At 40.5% G+C, this 8,618-nt stretch carries 12 protein-coding genes and 1 CRISPR repeat array; all 12 genes read left to right on the plus strand.

All coding sequences use genetic code 11. The features are described 5' to 3' along the window. Positions 1–1,239, plus strand: a 1,239-nt coding sequence (gene csx2, locus JWV37_RS12175; RefSeq protein WP_205460100.1) for a TIGR02221 family CRISPR-associated protein, incomplete at its 5' end; no start/stop codon positions are given. A 61-nt stretch (positions 1,240–1,300) separates the two neighbouring features. Continuing rightward, positions 1,301–1,597, plus strand: a complete 297-nt coding sequence (locus tag JWV37_RS12180; protein WP_205460101.1) for a hypothetical protein — start codon at positions 1,301–1,303, stop codon at positions 1,595–1,597. 19 nt (positions 1,598–1,616) lie between these two features. Next, positions 1,617–1,820 carry a hypothetical protein gene (locus tag JWV37_RS12185; protein WP_205460102.1) on the plus strand — a complete coding sequence of 68 codons (204 nt, stop codon included), beginning with the start codon at positions 1,617–1,619 and terminating at the stop codon, positions 1,818–1,820. A 3-nt stretch (positions 1,821–1,823) separates the two neighbouring features. Then, complete coding sequence (gene cas2, locus JWV37_RS12190; RefSeq protein ID WP_205460104.1) at positions 1,824–2,093, plus strand: CRISPR-associated endonuclease Cas2; 270 nt, start codon at positions 1,824–1,826, stop codon at positions 2,091–2,093. Further along, positions 2,090–2,995, plus strand: coding sequence for a CRISPR-associated endonuclease Cas1 (cas1, locus tag JWV37_RS12195; protein ID WP_205460106.1), 906 nt, complete (start codon positions 2,090–2,092; stop codon positions 2,993–2,995). The genes cas2 (JWV37_RS12190) and cas1 overlap by 4 nt, the downstream gene beginning before the upstream one ends. Positions 2,996–3,012: 17 nt before the next feature. Further along, positions 3,013–3,192, plus strand: coding sequence for a hypothetical protein (locus JWV37_RS12200; RefSeq protein ID WP_205460108.1), 180 nt, complete (start codon positions 3,013–3,015; stop codon positions 3,190–3,192). After that, complete coding sequence (cas2, locus tag JWV37_RS12205; protein ID WP_205460110.1) at positions 3,189–3,455, plus strand: CRISPR-associated endonuclease Cas2; 267 nt, start codon at positions 3,189–3,191, stop codon at positions 3,453–3,455. Before JWV37_RS12200 ends, cas2 (JWV37_RS12205) begins: the two co-directional genes overlap by 4 nt. A 182-nt stretch (positions 3,456–3,637) precedes the next feature. Next, a CRISPR array of direct repeats spans positions 3,638–4,218; the repeat unit is 35 nt; unit sequence CTTTACATGTAGACCCGATTTAAGGGGATTGAAAC. Between the two features lie 290 nt (positions 4,219–4,508). After that, entirely contained in the window at positions 4,509–4,823 is a 315-nt protein-coding gene (locus JWV37_RS12210; RefSeq protein ID WP_205460112.1) for a helix-turn-helix transcriptional regulator, read from the plus strand. Continuing rightward, positions 4,820–6,031: a type II toxin-antitoxin system HipA family toxin gene (locus tag JWV37_RS12215; protein WP_205460114.1), complete on the plus strand. Its 1,212-nt coding sequence runs from the start codon at positions 4,820–4,822 to the stop codon at positions 6,029–6,031. The genes JWV37_RS12210 and JWV37_RS12215 overlap by 4 nt, the downstream gene beginning before the upstream one ends. A gap of 138 nt (positions 6,032–6,169) precedes the next feature. After that, positions 6,170–6,508: a helix-turn-helix domain-containing protein gene (locus tag JWV37_RS12220; protein WP_205460116.1), complete on the plus strand. Its 339-nt coding sequence runs from the start codon at positions 6,170–6,172 to the stop codon at positions 6,506–6,508. Then, positions 6,505–7,848, plus strand: a complete 1,344-nt coding sequence (locus JWV37_RS12225) for a type II toxin-antitoxin system HipA family toxin (protein WP_205460118.1) — start codon at positions 6,505–6,507, stop codon at positions 7,846–7,848. Before JWV37_RS12220 ends, JWV37_RS12225 begins: the two co-directional genes overlap by 4 nt. A 128-nt stretch (positions 7,849–7,976) precedes the next feature. Next, a complete protein-coding gene (gene traT / locus JWV37_RS12230) occupies positions 7,977–8,585 on the plus strand; it encodes a complement resistance protein TraT (RefSeq protein WP_205460120.1) in 609 nt (202 codons plus the stop codon). The last annotated feature ends 33 nt before the right edge of the window (positions 8,586–8,618 follow it).

An 8,618-nucleotide genomic window follows, 5' to 3' on the forward strand; every position in this document is an offset into this window, starting at 1 on the left:
GTACTCATTAGCACCATTGGTACGGGTGACACTATCAAAGATAAGGGTGGTGAATATAAAAAAACAACCTATTTTATTGAGGGCAAAAAGTACCCAAATGAAAGCTTAACGGCAAGTGCTCTTATAAAACATGCAAATATTGATAAGGTTTTTTTCATTGGGACCAATAAATCCATGTGGGATAATCTATACCTCATCTTTTCTGGACAAGCCATAGATGAGAGCTATCACGACAAGCTTAGTGCAGCAAAAAATGATAATGGTGTTGGTATTGCTGATTTGGAAAAGCTTGAAACCACTATGAATGATTTTTTAGGTAGCAGTGGTTCACGTTGTTTGATTTTGTCGTACGCAAAAAATGACAGTCAAGAGATATGGCAAAATTTTTATACGCTACTCCAAATAAAAGACCATCTTCAACCTGGAGATGAAATATATCTTGACATAACTCACGGGTTTCGTTATATGCCGATGCTTAGTATCTTTTTGATGCAATTTTTGATGGCAAGAGAAGAGAGCAAACTTACGATCAAAGCGGCATATTATGGTATGTTTGGTGAGGCAGTATCTGAAGTGTTGGATTTTAAAATTTTCTTTGACCTCTTGGATTGGGCGCAGGCGATCAAGGAGTTTAAAAAATACTCCAATGCAACTAGTCTAATCGAAGCAATGCACAATTCAAACGTCGATACAAGCGTAAGTAAGCTTTTCGAGCAACTAAACAGAAACTTGCAGTTAGCAAATCTTGCGTCATTATGGCAATTTTTTAAATCTGCACATAAAAAAATTGAACACATTGCCTCTTCTGATAATAAAATGCTTAGTTTGCTTTCCGAAGATTTACAAAAACTTGTTTCAAGACTCAATAAAGAGACATTGTCACTTTTTCAATATGAGATTGCACTATGGTTTTTTGAAAATAAACAATACGCCCTGAGTTATTTAGCCCTACATGAAGCAGTTGTTACTAAGGCATGTGAGCTCAAATATCCCAACAAAGATAGCGAAGATGAGGCGTTAAGGCGTATTGTAAAAAACAAACATATTGATTCGCCCTATAGTGAGATGTTTTTGGAAAAGAAAGAGAGCAAAAAGCCAAACTATGACAGTATCTCAAGTATACGCAACAGCATAGCTCACCAGCTAAACGACCGTAAAGATAAAGCTTATCAGGACATTGAAAGACTTGATTTCTACTTGAAAAAATTTTATCCATATTTTTACTCCAACTGTGACTAATTGACACTATCTGTCACAATCTTCCACTATACTGTCACCAACTAAGCAAAAGGAGGTGACAATGTGGGAGATGGCTGGGGTTGGAATCGTGATAGTTTTGGTGTTTGTATTTTGGTTTCGATTGGCCGCGTTTCTTATCCACAAGATGCACACCTCTAGGGGCATCAATGCTTTTTGGTGGTTTTTGCTGCTCTTGTTAACGCTCTCCATATTCTTTGCGCCGCGACCTAGCCATTCAAGCTCTGGCGAGAGTATTGGCGGAGATGACGATGATTGGGGCTTTGATGATTATGGCGACCAAGAGACTGACTGCGCCCAAGATGATTGGAGTAATGATTATGATATGGATGACGACTAAATACAAAAAGGAGTTAAAGATGGACATGCCTTCACTTGTGGAACTTGGGATTATAGTTTTGGTTTTTATGTTTTTGGTTTTGCCTACGCGCTACATCGCAAAGAAGCGAGGATTGAGTTTTAGGTGGCACATGACTTGGGTTCTTCTTTTTTCGCCTTTGTGGTGGATAGCGATGCTTTTTTTGAAGCCCAAAACCACACCGCACAATTTTGAGTACGAGTAGTCCATGCGTACGTATTTGCTCTGTTATGATGTCGCCGAACCTAGGCGTCTGGCAAAGGTTCGCAAAATCTGTTATGCCCACGCACTAGGTGGACAAAAATCCGCCTTAGAGGCTCCTTTGAGGGCTTATGAGCTTAGGGAGTTGACAAAAGAGCTAACAAAAGTCATAGACCCACAGCAAGACAGGGTGCATTGTATTGTTGTCACGCCAAAACCTCTTTGTTTAGGCAAGACCCTTTCATTAACCATGACACAAGGAGCGATAATCCTATGAATACTCTTATCATTGACAAGCAAAATGCCAATGTCGAAGTTAAAGCTGGAAAGATTTATACCCAAAACCACACCGTGCCACTTAAGCTTGTAGACATGCTTATTTTGACACAAAATGCACGCATTGAGCCTAGCGCGGTACTTTCTATCACCGCAGCAGATGTGCCGATTTTGTATTTGGCGAACAATTCACGAAACTTTGCCATTACCCTGCCGGCAATCTCTAAAAACAGTGAGCTAAAAATCATGCAGTACTTTGCCCAAAAATCAAGGCTTCAGATTGCTAAATCACTCATTTATGAGAAATTTACAACCCATCAAGCCTCTTTGGAGGAGTTTGACATGCCAATTTCTATAGAAGAGGAGCTAAGGGCACTAGCACTTGCAGCTTCCATTCAAGAGGTGATGGGCATTGAGGGTGCTTTTGCAAAACGGTATTTTGGGCACTATTTTAGGCTTTTTGAACGCCGTCTTGCTAAAGGCTATCGCTCAAAAAATCCACCACAAGACCCCGTGAATGCACTGCTTAGTTACATGTACACTTTGGGGTATTATGCTTTGAGTGCAAAGCTATACATGCGCGGGCTTGATCCGTCTATTAGCTATTTGCACACACCCTTTCGCAACCATTTTGCGCTTAGTAGCGACCTGCTAGAGCCTTTGCGTGCACAGATTAACAACTTTGTAGCAAAACTTTTTTTAGATGGCGTGGTTACTTATGACTCTTTTACATTAAAGCAGGGTGTTTATCTTAAATCTACTTCAAGGAGAGAGCTATGGACGCACATTGTCCCGTTTATGAACAGCATGTCCAAACAGAACAATACACAGATAATCAAACTCAAGAGACAGCTCAAAGACGCAACCTCATCATACGAACCCCCTCACTCCATGTGCGCTTAAAAGGAACGCACATTGAGGTGAGTGATGGAGTGCTGAGTCAGGTGTATGGGTTGCGCCATTTAGGAGGCGTATATTTGCACAAAGACATAGCACTAACACTCAATGATGCTTATGATATAGCCAAGGTAATGCCTGTGCATTTCATAGACGCAAGGGGTGTAATCGTGGCGATGTATCAGCGGGTTGGCTCAGTATGAACTCCTGTTTGGTCTGTTATGATATAGCCGACGAAAAGCGTCTGAGTAAGGTGGCAAAATACCTCGAATCCGAAGGGATTCGCATTCAATATAGTGTTTTTTTGATTTTGGAAATGTCGCCACAACGCATGGATGAAATGTGTGCAAGGCTTAGCTTGCTCATCGACCCAGAGGTGGATGACGTGAGGATTTATGAAGTCATTCATAGTGGCGTTAGGCTTGGCACGGCGTTGGATTTGGACAATCCGCTCGTGCTTCTTTAGGCAAAATCTAAGCTAGAGGAGGTTAGAATGGCGTCTTTAAACCAAAAGTTCTCAGTTTCGCTTCAGAAACAAAAGAGCCTATTTTGGGCATTTGAAAGCCCTTTGGGTTTAAAAAGAGCTGAAATTCATACTTATCAGTTTCACTTAAGAAACAAAACGCCGTTGTAAAGGGGCGATGAAGCCTTTACATGTAGACCCGATTTAAGGGGATTGAAACGCTGGTAGTCTGCTTGAAATGACCAAAACTGCCCTTTACATGTAGACCCGATTTAAGGGGATTGAAACTGCATTAAGTATTCATTGCTTGTGGCAAACTCGACTTTACATGTAGACCCGATTTAAGGGGATTGAAACCCATTTGAAGCGCAATACTCCCCGCCGACATCTTTACATGTAGACCCGATTTAAGGGGATTGAAACATAAGTATAGATGTGTAAAAAGATGTATTTACTTTACATGTAGACCCGATTTAAGGGGATTGAAACAGAAGGGGTCACCTTCTTTAATCTGGTGATGGTCGACTTTACATGTAGACCCGATTTAAGGGGATTGAAACTGATTCAAAACCAGAAGTTTCTTAGTGGCGTTTTCTTTACATGTAGACCCGATTTAAGGGGATTGAAACGCGACGTGGTTTTCCCCATTGATTTTTTTGATAACTTTACATGTAGACCCGATTTAAGGGGATTGAAACATAAGTTCGGCCTCATACTCTTCTTGCTCACGACTTTACATGTAGACCCGATTTAAGGGGATTGAAACTAACTTCCACTCCGTCATTGTGTTTTCCGTTTACTTTACATGTAGACCCGATTTCTCGAAGAGAGTGATTTGCTTTGCAAACCGCTTCGCTTCACAAGAAGGGGATTGAAACGGCGGAGTTCAATTTTCTCCACCACAGAGACTTCCTTTACATGTAGACCCGATTTCTCGAAGAGAGTGATTTGCTTTGCAAGCCGCTTCGCTTCACAACTGGCACTAACTCCACTTTCTTGTTGTAGAATAGATAATATTTTAGCTATAATTGTGTAATTAAAATATTTAGGGATAATATGTTAGCTATTAAACTAAGCACACCACACGCTATGATGCGAACGATTAAAGAGCGGTTTAAAACTAGAAGGTTAGAGCGAAATCTCACACAGGAAGGATTGGCAAATAAAAGCGGCGTAAGTCTTGGCAGTGTGAAAAGGTTTGAAAACAGTGGCCAAATATCTTTAGAATCGCTTTTGAAACTCGCGGTTATTCTTGATTGTCTTGATGATTTTGAGAGCATTTTGCTAAGGGAGAAAAACGCCTTTAGTTCGATAGATGAACTTTTACACAGCAAAAAAGATACTCCCAAAAAAAGAGGAGCGATTAAATGAGCGTAAAACTAATCAATGTTTACCTGCACCAACACTCTCAAAAGATAAAAGTCGGAAGGCTTGCTTACGAAAACAGGCAGATATATTTTGAATATGAGAAAGATTTTTTGCAAACAAATATAGAACTTTCGCCATTTAAACTCCTGCTTAGTTCAGGCGTAAAACAGTGTGAAGATAGGGTTTTTGATGGACTATTTGGAGTCTTTGCAGATTCGCTTCCAGATGGATGGGGGAAGCTGCTTATTGATAGGCAGTTGATGAGTCAAGGCATTAGTTTTGCGAATATAACCCCCTTGGACAGATTGCAATTTATTGGCGAGCACGGGATTGGTGCATTGAGTTATGCGCCTATCGTGAGCACCTACAATCAAATAGAGCAAATAAATTTAGACGAGCTTTACGTTGCCTCACAAGAGATACTCAAAGGGGTTAGTTCAAAAAACATTGAAACCCTCATTGCCCATAATGGCTCTAGTGCTGGGGCAAGACCAAAAATCATGGTTCAGTTAAACCAAAAAAATGAAATACTCCCTTCAAATAGAGCTTTAGAGAATGGCTATGAGCACTATATGGTCAAGTTTGCAGGCAGTACGGATAGTCCTCACGTGGGGGCGCTTGAATATATTTATTCTCTTATGGCAAAAGATGCTGGAATATTTATGAGCGATACAAAATTGCTAGAAGGGGGGAAAAATCGATATTTTGCAATAAAACGTTTTGATAGAAAGGGCGATGAAAGAGTTCATATCCACTCTATGGCGGGATTGACGCATAGTGATTTTAGGATTCCAACCCTTGATTATGATGATATTTTGAAAGTAACACTGCATTTGACCAAAGATATCAACGAAGTTATCAAAGCATATAAAATTGCAGTTTTTAATCTGTTTACCCACAATCGCGATGACCACGCTAAGAACTTTTCATATCTACTGGATGAGAATAACAACTGGAAACTCGCCCCTGCTTATGATTTAACGTTCTCTTTTGGCCCAGGGGGTGAGCATAGCACTACCTATTTAAATGTTGGTAAAAATCCAAACATAAAGCACCTCCAGGAGCTTGCAAAGAGAAATGGTATCAAAGAGAGCAAAGCTATAATAGATGAAATCTATAGTGTTGTATCAAACTTTGAAGTTTATGCAGATGCGCATAAGCTTCCAAAAAAACAGACCAGCGAAATCAAAAAACAGTTTTATAAAATCTAAGCATTACCATTTCAAATCCGCATCAAAAATTTTAAAGTTCATAATTAAAACATGTAAATACTGCTTTTATATTGGATAATTTGGTTTAATTACTGTTTTTACTGTTTTTATTGTACAATTTACTCACAAGGAGAAAACATGTCTTTAAAGCTTTTTACAGATAAAGAAATTATCGCTACTCTTGGTGAACGCTTAGACTATATTCGTAGAGAAAAAGAGATTCCGGTGAAAGAACTTGCAAAACGAAGCGGCACAAACACCGACACCTTGACTAGATTTTTCAATGGAAAAAGCAGCATCTCTTTGACAAGTTTTGTCAGAATACTAAGAGGTCTTGGGGAGCTTGATGCTTTGGAGCCTTTGTTTAAACAAGAGCAAGAGTACAGCCCCATAACCGGCGCACCCCAAGAGCCAAAAAAAAGAATTTACAAAAAACATCCGACTCTCAAAGGGGTTATATGGGGGGAAGATAGATGAGCAAAACAGTAGAGGTGCGGCTTTGGGGGACGAGTGTTGGTTACCTTGGGTATTCTCCTGGGCAAAAGGAAGTTGCTACCTTTGAGTACACTCCCCAGTTTTTAAACACAGGGGTGCAAATCTCTCCATACCAGATGAAATACCCGCCCTCTCGATTTAGGTTTGAGCATATCAGCAAAAGAACGTTCAAGGGCGTTGCGGGTGTTTTTGCCGATTCGCTTCCTGATAAATTTGGCAATCAGCTCATTGATTTATACATGGCCGATAAAAAAATTCCACCACAGAACATCACAACACTCGACAGATTGTTGTATGTTGGCAAAAGAGGAATGGGGGCTTTGGAGTACCATCCAGAGGCAATTGAGAGTGATGAAGATAGGCCAAAGATTGCACTTGATTTGTCCTTGTTGGCGCAGTTGTCTGAGATTGTATTAAATCGTAGCAAAGATTTAAATCAAAAATTGCAAGAGGTAAAAAAAATAGAAGATGCCATGAGTATCATACAAGTTAGCTCTAGTGCTGGTGGGGCTAGAGCAAAAGCTGTCGTAGCCAGAGATAAGTCTGGTTTGTTTTATGATGGCACACAGATTTATGATAGCTCATTTGACTATTGGCTATTAAAATTTGATACAGATGCAAACAGTGATAGAGATAGTAATGACCCAAAAGGAATGACTAAAGTAGAATATATCTACTCTAAAATAGCAAAAAAATGTGCAATTGCTATCCCAAATATTGACTATGTTTTAGATGGTGATAGTTTTCATTTTATGATTGAAAGGTTTGATAGAGTAGAGGGCAGAGGAAAAATCGAAAAACTACACTATGCATCTTGGGCGGGTTTGGCTCATGCTGATAGGGACGCGACAGGAACATACTCTTACGAACAACTTGTGCTGTTGATGCGCGAGCTAAATATGTCTCAGGCAGAAATCACAGAGCTTTTTAAACGAGCAGTTTTTAATATTGTTGGTAGAAATCAAGATGACCATACTAAAAATTTTGGTTTTTTGATGGATAAAAGTGGCACATGGAGCTTTGCACCTGCTTTTGATATGACATACTCATTTGACCCAATGGGCAAATGGACCAAGACGCATCAAATCAAATTAAATCAAAAGCAAGGGGATTTTATCTTGGGGGATTTGATGAAGTTTGGCGAGTTTTGCAATATAAAATCAAGCACTTGCCGCGATATAATTTTTTCCACGATTGATAATTTTAATGATTTTGCAAAGATGGCAACCGAGCTTGAAGTTTCAAAAGAGCTAACCAGCACAATTGTGAGCGGCATTGAGAAATGCACGCAAAATCTTTTGTCCAATAAGAGACAAAATTAATTACGCACGAGTCTATTTTTAAATACGTTTATCCTTACATGTAAGCCCTCTTTTATTATTTGACACTATTTGTCACAATTTATTTGTATACTTTCCCCCGAAAAACATTTCATATAAAGGAGTTGCTTTTGAGGGCATTTATCTTGGGGTTGGTCGTTGCGTTTGGGCTTAGTGGGTGCGCTACCACACAGCTACAAACACAGGCAAAAACAACCCGTGCCATCTCCTTGTCGCCACAAGTGCTTAGTGACAAAAGAGTGTGGTTGCGTGTTACAGGGACACAAGCGAGCATTTTGGAGCTAAAAGAGCCTCTGGGGGAGGCGCTGCAAAGTCGCGGTGTGACATTAGTGGCAGATGAAAAGGATGCGTCGATAGCTTTACATGTACACACACTTTTTGCGCACAACCTCAAAGAAGCAGCCAATTACCATGCGGCTGGCGTGGGCGGTGGGGTCGCTGGTGTGTTTTCTCGTGCGTCGGGCAGTAGTTCAAGCGACAGCATCCTTGTTGGCGTTGGCGTGGCGTTAGCGATGGGTGTGGCAGATAGAGCCTTGGCGGATGAGGTGTATCGCGCTATTGTGGAAGTCTCCATGCGTGTTAAAGAAGGAAGCGCATGGGGCGTGGAAGAGCGCACGCGTGTGCTTGCCGAGGCGTTAAAGATGGGCCTAGAGCCCCAAGAGGCGAAGGAAACCATGGAAAAACAAGTGGTTTACCATATCGCAGAAATACTACATTAAGGAGAGAAAATGAAAACAACTTTTTTGGTGCTA

The sequence above is a fragment of the Sulfurospirillum tamanense genome, from assembly GCF_016937535.1.
Classification (GTDB): domain Bacteria; phylum Campylobacterota; class Campylobacteria; order Campylobacterales; family Campylobacteraceae; genus Sulfurospirillum_B; species Sulfurospirillum_B tamanense.